This is a genomic window from Dickeya fangzhongdai, from assembly GCF_002812485.1.
Taxonomy (GTDB): Bacteria; Pseudomonadota; Gammaproteobacteria; order Enterobacterales; family Enterobacteriaceae; genus Dickeya; species Dickeya fangzhongdai.
Window position 1 is genome coordinate 426,882 of sequence record NZ_CP025003.1, and the last position, 20,249, is coordinate 447,130.

The 20,249-nt window shown below is 57.1% G+C and carries 22 protein-coding genes and 1 pseudogene; 14 read left to right on the forward strand and 9 right to left on the reverse strand.

Annotated elements, in window-relative coordinates; all coding sequences use genetic code 11:
- Positions 1 to 317: 317 nt before the first annotated feature.
- The 9 genes and pseudogenes from CVE23_RS01990 (at position 318) to CVE23_RS02030 (ending at position 7,979) form a co-directional block, all read left to right on the forward strand.
- Positions 318 to 1,226 carry a homocysteine S-methyltransferase family protein gene (locus tag CVE23_RS01990; protein ID WP_100848753.1) on the forward strand — a complete coding sequence of 303 codons (909 nt, stop codon included), beginning with the start codon at positions 318 to 320 and terminating at the stop codon, positions 1,224 to 1,226.
- Between the two features lie 138 nt (positions 1,227 to 1,364).
- Complete coding sequence (locus CVE23_RS01995) at positions 1,365 to 2,906, forward strand: ABC transporter substrate-binding protein (protein WP_049855247.1); 1,542 nt, start codon at positions 1,365 to 1,367, stop codon at positions 2,904 to 2,906.
- Between the two features lie 16 nt (positions 2,907 to 2,922).
- Positions 2,923 to 3,921 (forward strand): ABC transporter permease, encoded by a 999-nt coding sequence (locus CVE23_RS02000; RefSeq protein WP_100850389.1) that lies wholly within the window; start codon positions 2,923 to 2,925, stop codon positions 3,919 to 3,921.
- Between the two features lie 27 nt (positions 3,922 to 3,948).
- On the forward strand, positions 3,949 to 4,770 hold the full coding sequence (locus CVE23_RS02005; RefSeq protein ID WP_038917627.1) for an ABC transporter permease: 822 nt from the start codon (positions 3,949 to 3,951) through the stop codon (positions 4,768 to 4,770).
- On the forward strand, positions 4,763 to 6,358 hold the full coding sequence (locus tag CVE23_RS02010) for an ABC transporter ATP-binding protein (protein WP_100848754.1): 1,596 nt from the start codon (positions 4,763 to 4,765) through the stop codon (positions 6,356 to 6,358). Before CVE23_RS02005 ends, CVE23_RS02010 begins: the two co-directional genes overlap by 8 nt.
- Before the next feature lie 112 nt (positions 6,359 to 6,470).
- Positions 6,471 to 6,949: pseudogene (locus CVE23_RS02015) on the forward strand (Hcp family type VI secretion system effector).
- A gap of 63 nt (positions 6,950 to 7,012) precedes the next feature.
- Positions 7,013 to 7,192, forward strand: a complete 180-nt coding sequence (locus CVE23_RS02020; protein ID WP_100848755.1) for a lysozyme family protein — start codon at positions 7,013 to 7,015, stop codon at positions 7,190 to 7,192.
- Entirely contained in the window at positions 7,192 to 7,602 is a 411-nt protein-coding gene (locus CVE23_RS02025; RefSeq protein WP_145958392.1) for a lysozyme family protein, read from the forward strand. Before CVE23_RS02020 ends, CVE23_RS02025 begins: the two co-directional genes overlap by 1 nt.
- Positions 7,599 to 7,979, forward strand: coding sequence for a lysozyme inhibitor LprI family protein (locus tag CVE23_RS02030; RefSeq protein ID WP_100848757.1), 381 nt, complete (start codon positions 7,599 to 7,601; stop codon positions 7,977 to 7,979). Before CVE23_RS02025 ends, CVE23_RS02030 begins: the two co-directional genes overlap by 4 nt.
- 123 nt (positions 7,980 to 8,102) lie before the next feature.
- Here the strand turns inward: CVE23_RS02030 and CVE23_RS02035 are convergent, their stop codons facing one another.
- The 4 genes from CVE23_RS02035 to CVE23_RS02050 are packed head-to-tail and all read right to left on the reverse strand — an operon-like array spanning position 8,103 to position 12,047.
- Positions 8,103 to 8,837, reverse strand: coding sequence for a proteasome-type protease (locus CVE23_RS02035; RefSeq protein ID WP_100848758.1), 735 nt, complete (start codon positions 8,835 to 8,837; stop codon positions 8,103 to 8,105).
- Positions 8,838 to 8,866: 29 nt separating this feature from the next.
- Positions 8,867 to 9,688 (reverse strand): transglutaminase family protein, encoded by an 822-nt coding sequence (locus CVE23_RS02040; protein WP_100848759.1) that lies wholly within the window; start codon positions 9,686 to 9,688, stop codon positions 8,867 to 8,869.
- The gene (locus CVE23_RS02045; RefSeq protein ID WP_049855251.1) at positions 9,685 to 10,614 is read right to left on the reverse strand and encodes an alpha-E domain-containing protein; all 930 of its coding nucleotides are present in this window, start codon (positions 10,612 to 10,614) and stop codon (positions 9,685 to 9,687) included. Before CVE23_RS02045 ends, CVE23_RS02040 begins: the two co-directional genes overlap by 4 nt.
- Positions 10,608 to 12,047, reverse strand: coding sequence for a circularly permuted type 2 ATP-grasp protein (locus CVE23_RS02050; protein WP_038917635.1), 1,440 nt, complete (start codon positions 12,045 to 12,047; stop codon positions 10,608 to 10,610). Before CVE23_RS02050 ends, CVE23_RS02045 begins: the two co-directional genes overlap by 7 nt.
- A 359-nt stretch (positions 12,048 to 12,406) precedes the next feature.
- Here CVE23_RS02050 and CVE23_RS02055 point away from each other — a divergent pair, with 359 nt between their 5' ends.
- Positions 12,407 to 12,643, forward strand: a complete 237-nt coding sequence (locus CVE23_RS02055; protein WP_071605140.1) for a ParD-like family protein — start codon at positions 12,407 to 12,409, stop codon at positions 12,641 to 12,643.
- The gene (locus CVE23_RS02060; RefSeq protein ID WP_049855273.1) at positions 12,612 to 12,941 is read left to right on the forward strand and encodes a type II toxin-antitoxin system RelE/ParE family toxin; all 330 of its coding nucleotides are present in this window, start codon (positions 12,612 to 12,614) and stop codon (positions 12,939 to 12,941) included. The genes CVE23_RS02055 and CVE23_RS02060 overlap by 32 nt, the downstream gene beginning before the upstream one ends.
- Before the next feature lie 86 nt (positions 12,942 to 13,027).
- Here the strand turns inward: CVE23_RS02060 and ridA are convergent, their stop codons facing one another.
- From ridA to pyrB, 3 genes are all read right to left on the reverse strand, one after another.
- Entirely contained in the window at positions 13,028 to 13,414 is a 387-nt protein-coding gene (gene ridA / locus CVE23_RS02065; RefSeq protein ID WP_033570393.1) for a 2-iminobutanoate/2-iminopropanoate deaminase, read from the reverse strand.
- 113 nt (positions 13,415 to 13,527) lie between these two features.
- Positions 13,528 to 13,992, reverse strand: coding sequence for an aspartate carbamoyltransferase regulatory subunit (gene pyrI, locus CVE23_RS02070; protein ID WP_038662952.1), 465 nt, complete (start codon positions 13,990 to 13,992; stop codon positions 13,528 to 13,530).
- Positions 13,993 to 14,008: 16 nt separating this feature from the next.
- Positions 14,009 to 14,944 (reverse strand): aspartate carbamoyltransferase, encoded by a 936-nt coding sequence (gene pyrB, locus CVE23_RS02075; RefSeq protein ID WP_100848760.1) that lies wholly within the window; start codon positions 14,942 to 14,944, stop codon positions 14,009 to 14,011.
- A 410-nt stretch (positions 14,945 to 15,354) separates the two neighbouring features.
- Between pyrB and CVE23_RS02080 the strand changes: the two genes are divergently transcribed.
- On the forward strand, positions 15,355 to 15,822 hold the full coding sequence (locus tag CVE23_RS02080) for a NanQ anomerase/TabA/YiaL family protein (protein WP_038917637.1): 468 nt from the start codon (positions 15,355 to 15,357) through the stop codon (positions 15,820 to 15,822).
- A gap of 8 nt (positions 15,823 to 15,830) precedes the next feature.
- On the opposite strand, the gene CVE23_RS22845 is transcribed toward CVE23_RS02080, so the two are convergent.
- A complete protein-coding gene (locus CVE23_RS22845; RefSeq protein ID WP_157987366.1) occupies positions 15,831 to 15,983 on the reverse strand; it encodes a hypothetical protein in 153 nt (50 codons plus the stop codon).
- 71 nt (positions 15,984 to 16,054) lie between these two features.
- Here CVE23_RS22845 and CVE23_RS02085 point away from each other — a divergent pair, with 71 nt between their 5' ends.
- Positions 16,055 to 17,479 carry a PTS transporter subunit EIIC gene (locus CVE23_RS02085; RefSeq protein ID WP_038917638.1) on the forward strand — a complete coding sequence of 475 codons (1,425 nt, stop codon included), beginning with the start codon at positions 16,055 to 16,057 and terminating at the stop codon, positions 17,477 to 17,479.
- A 66-nt stretch (positions 17,480 to 17,545) separates the two neighbouring features.
- The gene (locus CVE23_RS02090) at positions 17,546 to 18,982 is read left to right on the forward strand and encodes a 6-phospho-beta-glucosidase (protein ID WP_049855255.1); all 1,437 of its coding nucleotides are present in this window, start codon (positions 17,546 to 17,548) and stop codon (positions 18,980 to 18,982) included.
- Between the two features lie 105 nt (positions 18,983 to 19,087).
- On the opposite strand, the gene argF is transcribed toward CVE23_RS02090, so the two are convergent.
- On the reverse strand, positions 19,088 to 20,104 hold the full coding sequence (argF, locus tag CVE23_RS02095; RefSeq protein WP_038917640.1) for an ornithine carbamoyltransferase: 1,017 nt from the start codon (positions 20,102 to 20,104) through the stop codon (positions 19,088 to 19,090).
- Between the last annotated feature and the right edge of the window lie 145 nt (positions 20,105 to 20,249).

The following is a 20,249-nucleotide window of genomic DNA, read 5'->3' on the forward strand; positions in this document are numbered from 1 at the left end:
GGATGCGGAGGCTGTGGATGTTCTTGTGGATAAACACAATATGTAGGTTCTTGTAAAAGGATAGACACTATATATTGAATTCGCCTGGGAGGGGACCCGGTTTTATTGCGCCGAAATTGACCTGGCTCAAGGAAATTCCGGCATCGTAGATAAATCAGTCTTGTACAAATAACGCACAAAAGTGACCGGCCGTGATGCAGCCCCGTCATCACTGGCCTGACGACAGTCTGTGCTTTTTGGCTATCAAGGCATCTAGACATCCATATAGGGTTTTTTGTATGGTGGCGGGAAATTTTTTTACGCGATAAGGAAAGACGATGGCAGACAACGTTCTGATTCTGGACGGGGGAATGGGGCGTGAACTGGCACGCATCGGCGCGCCTTTTCGCCAGCCGGAGTGGTCGGCGTTGGCGCTGATGGAGTCGCCGCAGCATGTGCGGCAGGTGCATGACAGCTTTATTGCCGCCGGCGCGCAGGTGATTACCACCAATAGCTACGCCGTGGTGCCTTTCCATATCAGCGAGGCGGTGTTCAACGCGCGCGGTCAGGCGCTGGCGGCGCTGGCCGGGCAACTGGCCCGTCAGGCGGCGGATGCCGCTGCGCATTCGGTGCGCGTCGCCGGTTCGCTGCCGCCGGTGCTGGGTTCTTATCGTCCGGATCTGTTCGACGCCGCCGCGGCGACGCCGATTCTGAAAACGCTCATCGACGCCCTGAATCCCTACGTGGATGTGTGGCTGGCGGAAACCCAGAGTTCGCTGGCGGAGGTGACGCTGGTGCGCGAGCTGCTGGCGAGCGATCCGCGCGAGCTGTGGCTGTCGTTTACGTTGCAGGATGAACTGGATGCCGACGGCCACGCCCGCCTGCGTTCCGGCGAAACCGTGACGGACGCGGCGCAAACGGCTGCCCGCCTGCACGCCGCCAATGTGCTGTTTAACTGTAGTCGGCCGGAAGTGATGGCGCCGGCGGTGGCGCAGGCGAGCGTGGTGCTGCAAGCGCAGCCCGCCAATATCGGCGTGGGCGTGTATGCCAACGCCTTCGAGCCGGAAGATAACCAGCGCGGTGCTAACGAAGGGCTGAGCCGTTTACGTACCGACACGCACCCGGAAGGTTACCTGCAATGGGCGCAGGAATGGGTGGCGCAGGGGGCGTCGCTGGTCGGCGGCTGTTGCGGCATCGGCCCGGAGCACATCGCCCGTCTGGCGCAGGCATTTCACCGTCAGTCCTGATGGCGGCGAAAAATATAACGATATGTCCCCTAAATAATTCGAGCTACAGGAAAGCCAACGCACCTGCAACTTGAAGTATGACGGGGATAATAATCATCCGTATTCATAATGGATGAACACTCACGAAGGGAACACAACATGAATCGTCGTCATTTTATCAAGAGCGCCTGCGCCCTGTCTGTCGCCGCGGCCGCTACCGGCTGGCCGTTGAGCGCCGCCTGGGGGGCGGAAGGCGGTGAACAACCGAAAAAGGGCGGTCACCTGATTGTCGGCGTGGACAACGCCTCCAGCACCGACCGCCTCGACCCGGCGTTCTGGTTCGAGACTTATATGTACTTCGTGGGTTCCCAACTGTTCAACAACCTGCTGGAACTGGACGAAAAAGGCGAACTGGCGCCATCGCTGGCCGAATCCTGGGACAGCAAAGACGGCGGCCGCACCTGGGTGCTGCACATCCGCAAAGGCGTGCAGTTCCACGATGGCCGTGCGCTCGGCGCCAAAGACGTGATCTACTCGCTCAACCATCACCGCGGCGAGAAATCCAGTTCGTCGGTGAAAGGCTATCTGGACCCGGTGATGGCGATGGACGCCACCGGCAGTCACGAAGTGACTATCCGCCTGAGTGAGCCGAACGTGGAATTCGTCGCGCTGCTGAGCGACGTGCACTTTGCCATTACCCCGGAAAACGAGAGCTTCGACAAGGGCATCGGCACCGGCGCCTTTATGCTGGAGAGCTTCCAGCCGGGCGTGCGCACGCTGGTGAAACGTAACCCGAATCACTGGAACAGCGAACGCGGCCACGTCGACTCGGTCGAAACGCTGGCGATGAACGACTCCACCGCCCGCGTGGCGGCGCTGGTGAGCGGCTCGGCGCACATCATTAACCGCGTTAACCCGCGCATCGTCGGCCGTATCCAGAACATGCCGACCCTGCAACTGCTGCGCTCGCGCGACAGCCAGATTTTCACTTTCCCCGGCCTCGGCAATGTGGCGCCGTTCAACACCGAAGACGGCCGGCTGGCGCTGAAATACGCCATCGATCGCCAGCAGATCATCGACACCGTGCTGGGCGGCTACGCCAGCGTAGCCAACGACAACCCGATTTTCCCGTCCAACCGTTATTTCGCCAAAGACATTCCCCAGCGTCCGTACGATCCGGAAAAAGCCAAATGGCACTGGCAGAAAGCCGGCTTCAGCGGCCCGCTGACGCTGTCGGTCGCCGATGCCGGTTTCCCCGGCGCGGTGGACGCCGGCCAGCTGTATCAGGCGTCTGCGCAGAAAGCCGGTATTCCGCTGAATGTGGAGCGCGTGCCGGACGACGCTTTCTGGGACAATGTGTGGATGAAAAAACCGTTCGTCTCCTCCAACTGGTCGGTGCGTCCGACCGCCGATGCACTGCTGTCGCTGGTGTTCACCAGTCAGGCGCCGTGGAACGAGTCCGCCTGGAAAGACGCCGGCTTCGACCAACTGGTGCAGGCGGCGCGCGGTGAAGTGAACGAAGAAAAGCGTCGTCAGATCTACCACGACATTCAGGTGATGTTGGTGGACAAGGGCAGCGAAATCATCCCGCTATACGCTGACGCGCTCGATGCCTGCAGCAATAAGGTGAAAGGGCTGACCGCCATTCCGGGCTTCCCGCTGAGCGGCAACCGCGCGGCGGAAAAAGTGTGGCTGGCCTGAGGCGGGTAACGTGACGATTCTTCACCGATGGACCGATCTTTACCGATGGACCGAGCGCTACCCGCTGCTGACGCTGATTCTGCGGCGTCTGCTGGCGGGCGTAGCGATGATCGCGGTGGTATCGGCGCTGATTTTCGCCGGTATCCAACTGTTGCCGGGCAACGCCGCCACCGCCATTCTGGGGCAGACGGCGACGCCGGAAGCGGTGCGGGCGCTGAACGCCCAACTGGGGTTGGATCAGCCGGCGGTTTCGCGCTATCTCGGCTGGCTGTGGGGCGTGCTGGGCGGCGATTTCGGCCACAGCTTCACCAGCCGTCAGAGCATTGCGCCGGTGCTGGCCTGGCGGCTGGAAAACACGCTGTTTCTGGCCGGGTGCACGGCGGTGATTGCGGTGCCGCTGGCGCTGCTGATCGGCTTTCTGTCGGTGCGTTATCAGGGCAGTTGGCTGGACAGGCTACTGAACCTGTTTACCCGCGTCGCGGTGGCGCTGCCGGAGTTTTTCTCCGGCTACCTGCTGATTCTGATTTTTTCCATCACCCTGTTCTGGCTGCCGAGCAACAGCAGCGTCAACGATGGTATGCCGCTCGGCGCGCATCTGACCGCCATCGCGCTGCCGTGCCTGACGCTGGTGCTGGCGGTGCTGGGGCACATGAGCAACATGACCCGCGCGGCGTTGATCGGCGCTCAAAACGCGGCCTATGTCGACACGGCGTTGCTGAAAGGGATGTCGCCTTCCGCTATCCTGCTGCGCCACGTGCTGCCCAACGCCTGGGGGCCGATCATCAACGTTATCGTGCTCAATCTGGCGTATCTGATGGTGGGGGTAGTGATCGTCGAAAGCGTGTTTGTTTACCCAGGGCTGGGGCAGTACATGGTCGACAGCATCAGCAAGCGCGACATGCCGGTGATTCAGGGCTGCGCGCTGGTGCTGGCGACGATTTACATCCTGCTTAATCTGCTGGCGGACGTGGTATCGCTGATGGCGAATCCGCGTTTGCGCCATGCCCGGCGGTAATACCGTCAACCGAATGGATATCTGTACATGCCTGCTGTGAAACCTTCCGTGGCGTTCGGCCTGCTGGGGCTGGGCCTGTTTATTGGGGTGGCGCTGTTTGCGCCCTGGATTGCGCCTTACCCGGCCGACAAGGTGGTCGGCGGCGCCTGGCTGGGGCCGATGCCGCAGGTCTGGCTCGGCACCGACAATATCGGGCGCGATCTGTTCTCCCGTTTAGTCTGGGGTACCCGCACTTCGCTGGCGGTGACCGCGCTGGCGGCCGCATTGGCGTTTGTGCTGGGCGCCGGGCTGGGGTTTCTGGCCGGGGTGTGCGGCGGCTGGGTCGACCAACTGATTTCCCGCGTTAACGACGTGCTGATGGCGATCCCGACGCTGATTCTGGCGTTGGTGGTATTGGCGATGCTGCCGAAAAGCACGCTGATCATCATTCTGGTGCTGGGCGTGCTGGAGGCCACCCGCGTGCTGCGCGTTTCGCGTGCGCTGGCGGTGGATATCGCCACGCAGGAGTTCATCGAAGCGGCGCGCATGCGCGGCGAGTCGATGGGCTGGATTCTGTGGCGCGAAATTTTGCCGAACGCGCGCAACACGCTGGTGGCGGAGTTCGCGCTGCGCTTCATCTTCATCCTGCTGTTTCTGTCGGCGCTGTCGTTTCTGGGGCTGGGGATCCAGCCGCCGACCGCCGACTGGGGCGGGCTGGCGCGCGACAACAAAGACGGCATTCTGTTTGGCGTGTGGGCGGCGCTGGTGCCGGGGGCGGCTATCGCCCTGCTGGCGGTGTCGCTCAATGTGGTGGCCGACTGGCTGCTGAGCCGCGATGGGCGTAACTGGCGCGGAGGCCGTCATGAGTGAGTTGCTGCGGGTTGAACATCTGCGCGTCACGGCGGGCGGTCGGGCGCTGGTGCAGGACATCAGCTTTACCCTCAATAAAGGCGAAGTGCTGGGGCTGATTGGCGAGTCCGGCGCGGGCAAGTCCACCATCGGCCAGGCGATTCTCGGCCACTGCCGTCACGGCATGCGTATCGACAGCGGGCATATCTGGTTTCAGAACGGCGATAACAACAGCGACCTGGCGGCGTTATCGGAGCGGCAGTTACGGCGGGTGCGCGGCGCGCGCATCGCGTATGTGGCGCAGTCGGCCAGCGCGTCGTTCAACCCGGCGCAGCGCATCGGCGAGCAGGTGATTGAAACGGCGGTACGCCACGGCGTGCTGTCGCGTCAGCAGGCCATCGCGCGGGCGATCGAACTGTTTGCACAGTTGTCGCTGCCGGAACCGCAGATCTTTTTCCAGCGCTACCCGCATCAGGTGTCCGGCGGACAGTTGCAGCGAGCGATGATCGCGATGGCGATGTGCGCCGGCCCCGATCTGATTATTTTTGACGAACCGACCACCGCGCTGGACGTCACCACCCAGCTCGGGGTGCTCAACGCCATCGATGATATTATCCGCCTGACCGGCGTGGCCGCGCTGTATATCAGTCACGATCTGGCGGTGGTGGCGCAAATCAGCCACCGCATCATGGTGCTGCGTCACGGCCGTCAGGTGGAAACCGGCGACACCGCGCCATTGCTGGAAAACCCAGCCGAAGCGTACACCCGCGCGCTGCTACAGGCGCGCGGCGAGCCGAAAACGCCGCAACCGGCGACCGGCGACGTCCTGCTGGATATCCGCCATCTTGATGCCCGTTACCAGCAACAGCCGGTATTGCAGGACGTGTCGCTGCAACTGGCGCGCGGACGCACACTGGCGGTGATCGGCGAATCCGGCTCCGGCAAATCGACGCTTGGGCGTACCCTGTGCGGGCTGCTGGCTCCGGCGGGCGGTGAGATTCGACTGAATGGCGACGCCTTGCCGCCGCGACTGGCGCAGCGCAGTCGCGCCCAGTTGCAAGCTGTCCAGATGATTCACCAGCACCCGGATACCGCGCTCAACCCGCGTCTGCCGATCGGCGTGCAGATTGAGCGGGCGATGGTGTGCCTGACCCAACTGGACGCCGCGACGCGACGTTCGCGTGTGAACGACCTGCTGCATCAGGTCGGATTGCCGCCGGAGATGGCGCAGCGTTATCCCACCGCGCTGTCCGGCGGTCAAAAACAGCGGGTATGTATCGCCCGCGCGCTGGCGGCGCAGCCGTCGCTTATCGTCTGCGACGAACCGACATCGGCGTTGGACCCGCTGGTGGCGCGCGACGTGCTCTCGCTACTGCGCCAGATCCAGCAGGAAACCGGCGTCGCCTACCTGTTCATCACCCACGATTTACACGTGGTGCGGGAAGTGGCCGATACCGTGGCGGTGCTGCGCCAGGGGCGCATTGTCCGGCAAGGGCCGGTGGCGCAAGCGCTGTCACCGCCGCTGGACGACTACACGCAGCAACTGCTGCTGGCGGTGCCGGAAATGCGCTGCGGCTGGCTGCGGGAAGTGATGGATAAGGGGCTATGATTAGCTGTGATTATCAGGTTCTGTTTGCCTTGCGCGCTATATGTTGAAGGATATACTTGGGGGGATCTTTACATGGACTTTATGATGATCTAAGTGAACAAGGAGTATTTTTATGTCACATCTGATTTATTTAACGCTAGAGGGAAACCAGCAAGGATTAATTTCTTCTGGTTGTTCAACCTTTGACTCTATTGGAAATAGATATCAAAGTGGGCATGAGGACCAGATACAAGTATTAGGCTTAAGTCACTCTATAACCAGAGATGATAATATTGCTCATCATCCTATACAACTAATTAAACCGATAGATAAGTCATCACCATTACTTGGTATGTCTATTACTTCTAATGAGAAACTCACTGCTAATTTCTTTTTTTATAGAACGACTCTGCTGGGCAATTAGAGATTTTCTATGAGCTGAAGCTAATAGATGCCAGAGTTGTGGATGTATCCTCCTTCTATCCTCACTCCATTAATAGTAATGAAACTCTGCCATATGAAGTGATTAGATTGAAGTACAAGTCAATAGAGTGGTCACATAAAACAGCAGGGACGTCAGGGTATAGTATATGGAATGATGATTGTGAATGATATTTCATGGGCTCAATCCTGATTTTTTATAATTAATAAAGGATTTATATAGAGGGGAAGGGAATGGATATCAAAGAAGGCCTATTTACCTTCAATGCTGAGGGTGATGACATTCCTAATAGTCTCTATTTTTCAAGAAAGATCCATTGGCCTGGTAATCTGTCTATTTGCAAGGACATAGCATCTGGAGTGACGATAGGAAGAGGATTCGAAGAACTCAAACTGAGTCATATTATCACCTGATGAGTGCAGGTATTCCACAAGATAAGGCAATTATGATCTCAGAAGGAGCAGGAATGCATGGATGTGAAGCATCAGCGTTTGTTATGCAAAACAGAGATAAAGTTGGTGAAATAACGCATTCTCAGCAAGCTAATCTTTTTAAACTATCATTTTCTATGTATATTACAAGAGCTAAAGGCTTTTATAATAAGTATAAAAACTCTAATGCCGTCTCTTGGGAAGATATGAATAGCAGAATGAAAGATATATTTATTGACATGATTTATCAAGGTGCGATGAGAGTTAGATATATCTCTTCTTTTGAGAGAAATGATCCTGAAGATGTTATTCTGCTTATAAAGAAAACACCCAGTTTGGCTGCTTATGATAAAAGCAGAAAAAGAATCATCTATTTAAAGGAGGGGCAATGAAATTTATAATTTTTGTTGTTTTATTTTTATCATTCTCATCTCAGGCAAAAGACATTCAATCCTGTTATGACAAAAAAGTGACGGCGTATATTCAGAGTTGCATGGAGGCTTTAGCTCATGATGAGAATAAAAAATACCATGATGAATATGATAGTTTCATCAAAAGTATTCGTCGTGAAGATTTAGCTAATTATAATGATTTTATTGAATCGACTAATAGTGCTAAAGTTTTTTGGGAAAAATATATTGCCAGTGAGTGCCAGGCTGAAGGGTTGTTAAACATCAAAGACTCTCCAGCTTACGCTATCGCTTATAATGAGTGCATGATTAAAGCTTACAGAATCAGAGTGACTTTTTATAAAAATTATCCATTCTGATTTTTTAATGCAATGTATCTATACCCTAAATAATTTGAGTTGCAGGAAAACCAACGCACCTGTCACTCAAATTGTTTAGGGTCGAGGGCAATCTTTGAATACTCCTCGACGACAACGCACACCTTATCCCTGCGCCGGAAACGGCGGCAGTTGCCGAAAGGTATTCAATAGGCCTTCCGACCAGGCTTTGCGGATGGCGACGAAGTAAGGGTCGCTTTCGGTGATGCGGTGCTGTTCGCTGGCATCGAAGCTGCCGGTGCGATAAATCATCACGTCCAGCGGCAGGCCGACCGATAGGTTGCTGCGCAGCGTGGAGTCGATGGAAATCAGCGCGCAGCACATCGCCTGTTCCAGCGAGGTGTCCGCCGTCAGTACCCGGTCGATAATCGGTTTGCCGTACTTGCTTTCGCCGATCTGAAAGTAGGGGGTATCGACGGTGGCTTCGATAAAATTGCCTTCCGGATAGATGTGGAACAGCCGCGGCGTTTCGTCGCCAATCTGACCGCCCAGCAGTAGGTTGCAGCCGAAATTGGTGCTGCTGCCGTTTTGCTGGGCCTGGCTGTCGCGGTGAATGACCTCGCGCACGGTTTCGCCCACCAGCGTGGCGGCGTCGTACAGCGTGCTGACCTGCATCAGGTTCGGCGTGTGCTGGTCCTGAATGCGGGCGTTCAGCAGGCTGATGATGCTCTGGGTGGTGGCGAGATTGCCGGCGGACTGTAGCACCAGCACCCGTTCGCCTTCCTGACGGAACACATGGAGCTTTCTGAAGGTTGCGATGTGGTCGACCCCCGCGTTGGTGCGGGAGTCGGAAGCGAAAACCAGACCGTCAGACAGACGCATGGCCACACAGTAGGTCATACAACACCTTTTGAGTTAAACAGTGCTCACTATTGCTGTTGTTGCACCTGCTGCTGTCGCTCAAACAGGCTCACTTCAGCCTCGGAAAACATCTCTTCACAACCACCGCCGAGGCGGCTGCCGCGCACCGGGCAGGCATCCAGATAATCCATCCCCACCGCCAGCCGCAAGTGCTGATTGAGCCGGCGAGTATTGTTGGTGATATCAAAACTGTGCCAGCGCTCGTTCAGCCAGGCTTCGGCCCAGGCGTGCATCGCCACGTGCTCGGTATCCCGGCTGTAGACGTAGCCGCTGACGTAGCGCGCCGGAATGCGCAGGCTGCGACAGCAGGCCAGGAATACGTGGGTGTGATCCTGACACACCCCTTTGCCTTTGGCAAAAGCCGCCGCCGCGGTATCGTGCACCCGGGTGGCGCCGGGAGTATACGGCATTTTCAGCCGCAGTTCCGCCATCAGCGTTTCCAGGCTGCCCGCCGGATCGGCCTCGCGGTAATAGCGCCGGGCAAACTCGCGGATCGGCTCGTCCGCCTCGGTCAGCTCGGTGCCGCGCAGGAACACCAGCGGCGACAGCGACTCGCTGCTCTCCTCGGGCTGCTCTTCTCCATTATCGGCGATTTCCACCACACCCTGAGCGTGGATCAGAATGTCGTGATGAGGATGGTCCAGCGTCAGCACGTGCATCAGGTTGCCGTAGGCGTCGGTGGTGGCGACCGCCGAGGCCGGCAGCGTCAGCTTCCAGTCGCGGATGCGCTGGCGGGCGGAACTCTGCGGCGTGAGCCGCAGGTACTGGGTGCTGAACTTCACTTCTTCATCGTAACGGTAGTGGGTCAGGTGATTGATGGTGAGTTTCATAGCGCCTCCAGATAGGTATGACGGATGCTGTCAGCCAGTCCATTGATTTTAATGAGGAAACGACTGAGGTAATGTTGCAGGTCGTCAGCCAGTACGTCGTCGATCGAGCCGAAGCGCAGCTCCACGTGCAGCAGGTGGGCCAGCCGCTGCGGGATGCGCGCCCGCTCGCTGCCGATCATCTCCAGCTGTTGCACCAGATCGCCCACGCAGGCGTGCAGCGAGCGCGGCACGTCGTTGCGCAGCACCAGCAATTCGGTGACGGTTTCCCGGCTGATGGGTTGGCGATAAATACTGTGGTACGCCTCGCGGGCGCTCACCGCGCGCAGCAGGGTGTCGAGCCGGTAGTATTCTCGCACCGGGTCCGGGTCGTTGTTGAGCTGCTGATCCTTGACCGCCAGCAATTGCGCGGTAGCGAACGCCCGTTCGATCAGGGTGCCTATGCGAATAAAACACTGGGCGTCGTTGCGCAGCAGGGTGCCGAACATGGCGCCGCGAAACAGGTGCGCACGCTCTTTCACCCAGTCGAAAAAGGCGTCGATGCCGATCTTGTCCACCCCGGACTGCCGCAGATTACGGATATCGATGCGGGTGGTGTTGATGCATTCCCACACTTCGGACGACAGACTGCCGCGCACCGCGTGGGCGTTATTCCACGCCATTTCGATGCAACTGTAGATGCTGCTGGGGTTGTGGCTGTCCAGCGCAAAGAAGTTCAGCAGGTTGTTCATGGTGAAGCGGGCGTAGCGCTGCTGAAACAGCTCGTGAGTAAACGTCAGGTTGAGCGGCAGCGACAGGTCATGCTGCTGCTGGTTGTGACGCGGCATCATCGACAGCTTGTAGGTGACGTCCAGCACGCGGGCAAAACTCTCCGCCCGTTCCAGATAACGGGCCATCCAGTACAGTTCGCTGGCGGTACGGCTTAGCATGATTCGTCCTCCTCCATCACCCAGGTGTCCTTGGTGCCGCCTCCTTGCGAGGAGTTCACCACCAGCGAGCCTTCGGTCAGCGCCACGCGGGTCAGCCCGCCGGGCACCAGCCGGATCTCCTCGCCGTACAGCACGAACGGGCGCAGGTCGATGTGGCGCGGCGCCAGTCCTTCCTCGACAAACGTCGGGCAGGTGGAGAGCGCCAGCGTGTCCTGAGCAATATAGTTGCCGGGGTTAGCCAGCAATCGCTGACGGAAATCCTCGATTTGCTGGCGGGTGGATTTGGGGCCGACCAGCATGCCGTAGCCGCCCGCGCCGTGAACCTCTTTCACTACCATGCTGTCCAGATGAGCCAGCACGTAGCTGAGATCGTCGGGCTTGCGGCACTGCCAGGTGGGAATATTGCCGAGAATCGGCTCTTCGGACAGGTAAAAGCGGATCATCTCCGGCACGTAAGGGTAGATGGATTTGTCGTCCGCCACGCCGGTGCCGATGGCGTTCGCCAGCACCACGCCGCCGGCGCGGTACACCGACAGCAGCCCCGGCACGCCGAGCATCGAATCGGCGCGGAACGCCAGCGGGTCAAGAAAGGCGTCGTCGATGCGGCGGTAGATCACATCCACCCGGCACGGGCCTTCGGTGGTGCGCATATACACCGCGCCTTCTTTGACAAACAGATCGGCGCTTTCCACCAGTTCCACCCCCATTTGCTGGGCGAGGAAACTGTGCTCGAAATAGGCGCTGTTGAAGCGGCCGGGCGTCATTACCACCACCGTCGGGTCGTCGACGTGGGTACTTTCCCGCAGCGTCTGCAACAGGTAGCTGGGGTAACGCTCCACCGGCGCGATGTGCTGGCTGGCGAACAGGTCCGGGTAGAGCCGCATCATCATCTTGCGGTTTTCCAGCATATACGACACGCCGGATGGCGTGCGCAGATTGTCTTCCAGCACGTAATAGTGGCCGTCGCTGTTGCGCACCATGTCGATGCCGGTGATGTGGGCGTAGATATTGTTGTGCAAGTCGACGCCCTGCATGCACGGCTGATACTGCTCGTTGGCGAGCACCTGTTCGCGGGGCACGATGCCGGCGTTGAGAATGTGTTGCTGATGGTAGATGTCGTAGAGGAAAGCATTGAGGGCTTTGACGCGCTGGCGGATGCCAAGGTCAAGCATGCGCCATTCATGGGCCGGAATGATGCGCGGCACGCTGTCAAAAGGAATCAGGCGCTCGGTACCGCCTTCTTCGCCATACACGTTAAAGGTAATCCCCACCCGGTGGAACAGCAGTTCCGCCTGTTCTTTCTTCTGGCGGATAGCGTGCTGGTCGGTCTGTTGCAACCATTGCCAGTAGGCGTCGTAGTGCTGGCGTTGCCCGCCTTCTGCGCTGAGCATCTCATCGTAGTAAGGCGCGGTCGGAAGCGTCATTTTTATCATTGTCGTCCCCTGCATTCCGCTTGATGGAAGATACTGAGAAAAATGCAGAAAACATGCCAGCGTGGTAAATGAGGTGCTTATTGCTGGCGGCGGGGGAAAACTGCACTTCGCTGGTGCAAATGACGACGAACGGTGCGCTATGGCGGGGTGATGCAGCGAAAATAACGAGAGAGAATGGTGCGATAGCGGAGGCGGGCGCACCTATTTGGGTAAGCACCATTAATATTGGATAGATGCTTTGATGCGACAAAATGTTGCGTGTTGCGATTTAATGTCCTAGTATCTTAATACGCTATAGCAAATGCCTGCGGCTACAGTGAACACTACGAACACTACGAATTCATATAGGTATCAACAGTATGGCTATCAGCATTCGATTGGATGAAGATTTTGTCACCGAAGTAAAGGTGTATGCAGAAGCATCCAGCCGTAGTGTGCCCAAGCAGATAGAACACTGGGCCAGAATCGGCAGGATTGCTGAGGATAATCCCGATCTGACATACGAATTTATTATGGAAACTTTGCTCGCCCGAAGCGAAGCAGAGAATGGTAAGGTTTCTCGTTATGTCCGAAGAACAAAACCGAGCAGAGATTGAGGTTTATCAGACCAACCGGTTTGAAAAAGCATTGGACAAATTGCCGCAGCAGTTCAGATCCGTTGTTGAAGATGAGATTGATTTGATTGTTGAAAACCCTGAACTGGGTGAGCTCAAGAAAGGCGACTTGAGTTATTTAAGAGTTCATAAGTTCAAGCTGAACAACCAGTTAATATTGCTGGGATACAGTTGGAACCAGAACCAGCTTATCATCCACCTGTTAAGTTTGGGTTCTCATGAGAACTTTTATCAGGAACAGAAAAGGATGAGAAAGTCAGATTTAAAACTCATCAGGTAAATGAAACCCCGGTACTAACCGGGGTTCGTCATTTAACAATAACTCTATTCGCAATCTGTCGTTATTGCAGAGATGCCGGTTGGTTTTTAACCCCGAACCGCGATAGCTTCGATCTCGATTTTCACATCTTTCGGCAGGCGGGCCACTTCCACGCAGGAGCGAGCCGGGAACGGCGCGTTGTGCTCGGTGAAGAAGGCTTCGTACGCAGCGTTAACCGTGGCGAAGTCGTTCAGATCTTTCACGAACACCGTGGTTTTGACGATGTTGCCCACTTTCAGACCGGCCGCTTCCACGATGGCTTTCACGTTTTCCAGCGACTGACGGGCCTGTGCGGTGACGTCGTCCGGCACCAGACCGGTTTTCGGATCCACCGGGATCTGACCGGAGGTGATGATCATGCTGCCCAGGTCAACACCCTGAACATAAGGGCCGATGGCGGCCGGAGCCTGTTCCGTACTGATAATGCGTGACATGTTTTCTCCTGATTATGTCTGAAATGATGCGACTTCCGCATTATTCCAAAAAGCCTGCCGTCAGGCCAATACCGCAATCCGATAGGCGGCGTTTTCCTGACGGCAACCGCGTATCAGTGGCTGTTCAGCACCGCCTGACGTTCAAACTCTTTCTCGCAGTATTTGCATTTCAGTTGCACGTCGTCGCCGCGCTGTTTCACGCCGAAGGAGGAGTTGACCGGCTCGCTGCGGCTGATGCAGTTGCTGTTGGGGCAGGTCAGTACGCCTTCGATGTGCGACGGCAATTGCGGGTGCAGCTTGCGCACCACTTCGTAATTGTCGATCTGGTTAACGGTGGCCTGCGGCGCGTACATCGCCAGCTGGTTGGCCTGTTCTTCGGTCAGGAAGATGTTTTCGATCTTGATCAGATCCTTGCGGCCCAGATGGTTGGACGGCAGGTTCAGGCCGATGGTGATGCGCTGGTCGGTGGCGGTCAGTTTGAACAGTGTCAGTAACTTGAAGCCCACCTGCGCCGGAATATGGTCGATCACGGTGCCGCGTTTGATGGCTTCTACCTGCAATTTGTTGTCGTGAGTCATGCTGTATGCTCCTCTCTCACAGAACCAGTTCGCTGTTCAGAACCAGCGCCAGCAGAGCCTGGCGCGCGTAAATACCGTTGCCCGCCTGCTGGAAGTAGTAGGCGTAAGGGGTGCTGTCCACGTCGGTGGTGATTTCATCGATGCGCGGCAGCGGGTGCAATACTTTCAGATTGTCGCGGGCGCTGCTGAGGTCGGCGGCGCGCAGGATAAACTGCGACTTGATATTGATGTACTCCGACGGGTCCAGCCGTTCTTTCTGCACGCGAGTCATGTACAGAATGTCCAGTTGCGGCGCCACTTCCTCAATGCTGGTGTGCAGGCTGTAGGGGATATCTTTCTCTTTCAGCATATTGAGGATGTAATCCGGCATCGCCAGCGCGTCCGGGGAGATGAAGTAGAAGCGGTTGCCGTCGAACTTGGCCAGCGCCTGAGTCAGCGAGTGTACGGTGCGGCCGTACTTCAGGTCGCCGACCATGGCGATATTGATGTTGTTCAGACGGCCCTGGGTTTCCTGAATGGTGAACAGGTCCAGCAGCGTCTGGGACGGGTGCTGGTTGGCGCCGTCGCCAGCGTTGAACACCGGTACGCCGCCGGAGAACTCGGTCGCCAGTCGCGCCGCGCCTTCCTGCGGGTGGCGCATCACGATGGCGTCCACATAGTTGCTGATGACCGAAATGGTGTCCGCCAGGGTTTCGCCTTTCTTGCCGAGCGAGGTGTTGTTGCTGTCGGCAAACCCGACCACCGACGCGCCCAGCCGGTGAATGGCGGTTTCAAACGACAGGCGGGTACGGGTGGAGGCTTCAAAGAAACAGCTGGCAATCACTTTGTGCTTCAGCAGTTCCGGCTGCGGACGGGCTTTCAGGCTGGCCGCCACCTTGAGCGTCAGTTCCAGATCGTCCCGGCTGAGATCGTTGATTGAGATGATGTGTCTTTTATATAGCGGATTGACCATTTGGCTATGCTCCCCTCGGTTAGGCCCGGTAAACAAACGGTATGACTGGCGGCGACAGGCAAAAAAAAGCCCCTCAACGAGGGGCTTTTTTTACGAATCTGTCAGGCAACGGAAGGAAAAACGCTGTCATGCCGCCAACAGGCAGTTGCGGTTCGGCACTCACAAAAACAGCAGCGTCAGACATGTTCCCTCCCGGCAAATTGTCCGGAATTATACGCGCCGAAGAGGTGAATTCAAGCAGAAAAACGCTGTCTTTTCGCGATAGGCAATCGGTTGCGGTTGATTGTTTCACAGTAAGAAGAAACGCATCGTTCGGATCACTTTTTTACTATCGCTGGCTGGCGGCCCGATACCGACAGGAGTATAAGGAATCAAAACGTTGTTTCAGTTTATTTATTTAAGGAGCGATCATGATTACCGGTAATGTCGACCATCTGGAGCTGGTTCCCTATCTGCCCATTAAACTGCGCGAGGCAATTGAGTATGTGAAGCAGCATATCAACGCCGATACTCCGCTGGGTAAGCACGATATCGACGGCAATAAGGTGTTTGTGCTGGTGTCGAACGACAGCACGGATCTGTTTGAGAAACGCCGCGCCGAGTATCACGCCAAATACCTGGATATCCAGATTGTGCTGAACGGCACCGAAGGCATGACCTTCAGTAACCTGCCGGCGGGCAAACCGGACGTGGACTGGCTGGCGGACAAGGACATCGCGTTCCTGCCGGCCGGCGAACAGGAAAAACAGTTTGTGCTGCATAAAGGCGACTTCGTGGTGTTCTTCCCCGGTGAAGTGCACAAACCGTTGTGCGCGGTCGGCGCCCCGGCCCACGTGCGCAAGGCGGTGGTGAAGATCGACGCCTCGCTGGTGCTGTAATCTGCTATTCATGACAAAAGGCGCAGCAGCGCCTTTTGTATTTTGACCGGCCTCGTTTTTTCTCCTGATATCCCTTCTGTTAACAGCGTATCTGATGTGATCCCGCCCGTAAAACCGACGTAAGGCTTTATGAAACCGGTTGCAGTAATCATGGCTTTCATGCAGTCTGAAACCGGTTTCAGTTGTAGCCGATCAACGAAGTGGTTACCGAATATCAACGTGAGGTAGCGCCATGTCAGGGATTCGAGATTACGCGAAATTAGCGCAAAGCATTCTGCAGGAAGTGGGTGGTCAACCGAATATTGTCGATTTTTCCCGCTGCGCCACCCGGCTACGCCTGATACTGGCGCAAACGCCTGATAACGCGAAAGCGCGCGTTCAGAGCCTGCCCGGCGTGATTGCGGTGGTGGAGAGCGCTGGTCAGTTTCAGGTTGTCATCGGCGTGCATGTGGCGGAAGTGTATAGCCAGATGGCGGCGTTGCTCGGCGAAGGCGCAAAGCGCGGCGAAGAGCCCCGTCGGCGCGTACTGGATACGGTGATCGCCACCATGTCGGCGGTGTTCGCGCCGATTGTGTATATTCTGGCGGCGGCAGGGATACTGCAGGGCATACTGATCGTTATTCAGCAGTTCTCCGCCGGTTTTACGCTGACCGGCACCTATCGTGTGCTCAATTTCATGTCCTGGACGCCGTTTGCCTTTCTGCCGGTGTTTATCGCCCTGACGGCTTCCCGTCATTTTCGCTGTAATACCTATATCGCGGTGCTGTGCTGCTGCGCGCTGATCAACCCGGAATGGACGGCGATGGCGGGGAAAATCGCCGCCGGCGAGTCGATCACTCTGTTGGGGCTGCCGCTGGCGAAGACGGTGTATACCGCGTCGGTGTTGCCGCCGCTGTTTCTGGTGTGGGTGCTGGCGTGGGTGGAGCGCCGGGTGGAAAAGCGATTGCCGGATATCGTCAGCGCGCTGTTTACCCCGTTGATCTGCTTTGTGATTGTGGTGCCGCTGACGCTGCTGTTGATCGGCCCGGCCAGTACCTGGGTCGCCACCGGGATCGCCGCCGGCTACAACGCGTTGTTCAATGCTTTCCCGGCGCTGGCGGCCGCGATTATTGGCGGCGTGTGGCAGATCATTGTGATCTTCGGCGTGCACTGGGGCATCACGCCGGTAGTGGTCGCCAACTTTGATCTGAACGGTTACGACTCGTTTCAGGCGTTCCAGACCGTCGCCGTGGTCGCCCAGATGGCGGCCGCTTTCGGCTGTTTTTTGAAAACGCGCAACCGTGAACTGAAAGCGCGTTCGATGTCGGCGGGGGTGACGGCGATTTTCGGCATCACCGAACCGGCTATTTACGGGGTGACGCTGCGCTACAAGAAACCCTTTATCTGCGGCTGCATCGGCGGTGCGGTGGGGGCGGTCGTCGCCAGCCTGTTCGGATCGCTGTATTACGCCTATGCCGCATTGCCGGGCGTGCTGACGGTGATCAACGCCATCAGCCCGTCCGCACCGATGTCGTTTATCGGCGAGCTGGCCGGCTGCGGCGTGGCAATCGTGTTGACTATCGGGTTGGTGATGGTGGTGGGGTTTGACGATCCGGTGGAGGAAACGGCCGCGGCGCCAGCGGAGGCGGCGTCGACCCGGACCAGCGCATCGGTTTGATATGACTGTGAATATTGAGTGCCTTGCCGTCGGCGTATGACGGCATTTAAAGAGGAGGTGGAGAGTATGAGTCAATTACCCGCAGGGTTCTTATGGGGGGGCGCGGTGGCTGCGCATCAGCTGGAAGGCGGCTGGAATGAAGGCGGCAAGGGCGTCAGCGTGGTGGATGTGCTGACCGCCGGCGCGCACGGCAAACTGCGGCGCATTACCGACGGCGTGATTCCCGGCGAGTCCTACCCGAACCATGAGGCAATCGACTTTTATCATCGTTATAAGGACGATATCGCGCTGTTTGCGGAAATGGGCTTCAAATGTTTTCGCACCAGCATCGCCTGGACGCGTATTTTCCCCAACGGCGACGAAACGGAGCCGTGCGAAGCAGGGCTGAAGTTTTACGACGACCTGATCGACGAACTGCTCAAACACGGTATCGAGCCGGTGCTGACTCTCAGTCATTTCGAGATGCCGCTGCATCTGGTGCAGCAGTACGACGGCTGGATGAGCCGCAAGACGTTGGACTGCTTCGTGCATTTCGCCGCCACGGTGATCGAACGTTATCAGCACAAAGTGAAGTACTGGATGACCTTCAACGAGATCAACAACCAGAAGAACGTGTCGGCCGAGATTTTCGGCTGGATGTGTTCCGGGGTGAAGTTCCCGCAGAAGGAAAAACCGGAAGAAGCGATGTATCAGGCGGTGCATCATCAGTTCGTCGCCAGCGCGCTGGTGGTGAAAACCGCGCATGACATCAACCCGGATATAAAAGTGGGTTGCATGTGCTCGTTTGTGCCGTACTACCCGTATTCCTGCCATCCGGAAGACGTGATGCTGGCGGCGCGTTCGATGCATGACCGTTTCTACTTCTCCGATGTGCACGTGCGCGGCCACTATCCGGCCTATGCGAAACGCGAGTGGGCGCTCAAGGGCTACCACATCCATATGGAGCCGGAGGACGAGCGGATTCTGCAGGAAGGTAAGGCGGACTACATCGGCTTTAGCTATTACATGTCGAACGTGGTGAAACACGATGTGCAGAACGATATTGACGCCAGCATGGACGGCAGTTCCGAACATTCGATTGCCAACCCGCACCTGAAAGCCAGCGACTGGGGCTGGCAGATCGATCCGACCGGGCTGCGCTATGCGCTGGTGACGTTGTATGAACGTTATGAAGTGCCGCTGTTTATCGTGGAAAACGGGCTGGGCGCCGTCGATAAGCCGGACGCGAGCGGCGTGTGTCAGGATGACTACCGTATCGATTATCTGCGTTCCCATATTGAAGCCATGAAGGCGGCGGTGTGGGAAGATGGCGTCGACCTGATGGGTTATACGCCGTGGGGCTGCATCGATCTGGTGTCGTTCACGACGGGTGAAATGGCGAAGCGTTACGGTTTCATCCACGTCGACAAGCATGACGACGGCACCGGGACGTTAAAACGTACGCCGAAGAAATCCTTCCACTGGTATCAGCGGGTGATTACCTCGAACGGCGAAGAACTGTAAGCCGGGCCGGAAGCGCCGGGATTTGTGACTGGGCCGATAACGTTGGTTTATCCGGCCCATACGCTGAGCCAAATCACCTGTGGATTTGGCTCATATTCTCGCTACTTAAATCTCGACGCTCTGGCTCAGTGTCGCCACCATCACCGCTTTGATGGTGTGCATGCGGTTTTCCGCCTGATCGAACACAATGCTGTGGGCGGATTCAAACACATCGTTGGTGACTTCCATACCGTTGTGCAGGCCGTATTGCTCCGCCATCTGTTTGCCGAGCGTAGTCTGGTCGTCGTGAAACGCCGGCAGGCAGTGGAGGAATTTCACCTGCGGGTTGCCGGTAGCGGCGATCATCGCGGCGTTAACCTGATACGGCCGCAGCAGGTCGATACGCTGCTGCCACACTTCTTTCGGTTCCCCCATCGAAACCCACACATCGGTATAGATGAAGTCCACACCGTTCACCCCGGCCGCCACGTCTTCTGTCAGCGTAATCGAACCGCCGGTTTTGGCTGCCGCCGCCTGACACTCCGCCACCAGACCGGCATCCGGCCAGCAGGCTTTCGGGGCGATTAATCGCAGATCCAGCCCGGTGATGGCGGCGGCTTCCAGCATGCTGTTGCCCATATTGTTGCGGGTGTCGCCCACGTAGGCCAGCTTCATGCCCGACAGCGATTTACCCGGCAGGTGCTCCTGCATGGTCAGCAGGTCCGCCAGTAACTGGGTCGGGTGAAATTCGTTGGTCAGGCCGTTCCAGACCGGCACGCCGGAAAACTCGGCCAGCGTTTCCACCAACTCCTGACCGTAACCGCGGTACTGGATGCCGTCGTACATGCGGCCCAGCACCCGGGCGGTGTCTTTCATTGATTCTTTATGACCGATCTGGCTGCCGCTGGGGCCGAGGTAGGTGACTTGCGCGCCCTGATCGTATGCAGCAACTTCGAAAGAGCAACGAGTGCGGGTCGAATCTTTTTCGAAGATGAGTGCGATGTTTTTACCTTGCAGGTAGCGGGCTTCGGCGCCGTTTTTCTTATTGGTTTTGAGCGTGGCGGCGAGAGCCAGAAGGCTGCTGATTTCAGCCGGCGTGAAATCCATCAGCCGTAAAAAATGGCGTTTGTAGAACGGGTTCATCGTTGTCTTCTCCATGTGGCTCAACACTGAAGGTTGAATTAAAATTCACTTTATATGTGTAAATATTCAAATTCAAGTGCCGCGTTCAAACTTTATGGTGGAGAGAGAGGCTAGCCTGTGGGAAAATAACCCTATCTTTGCCGCT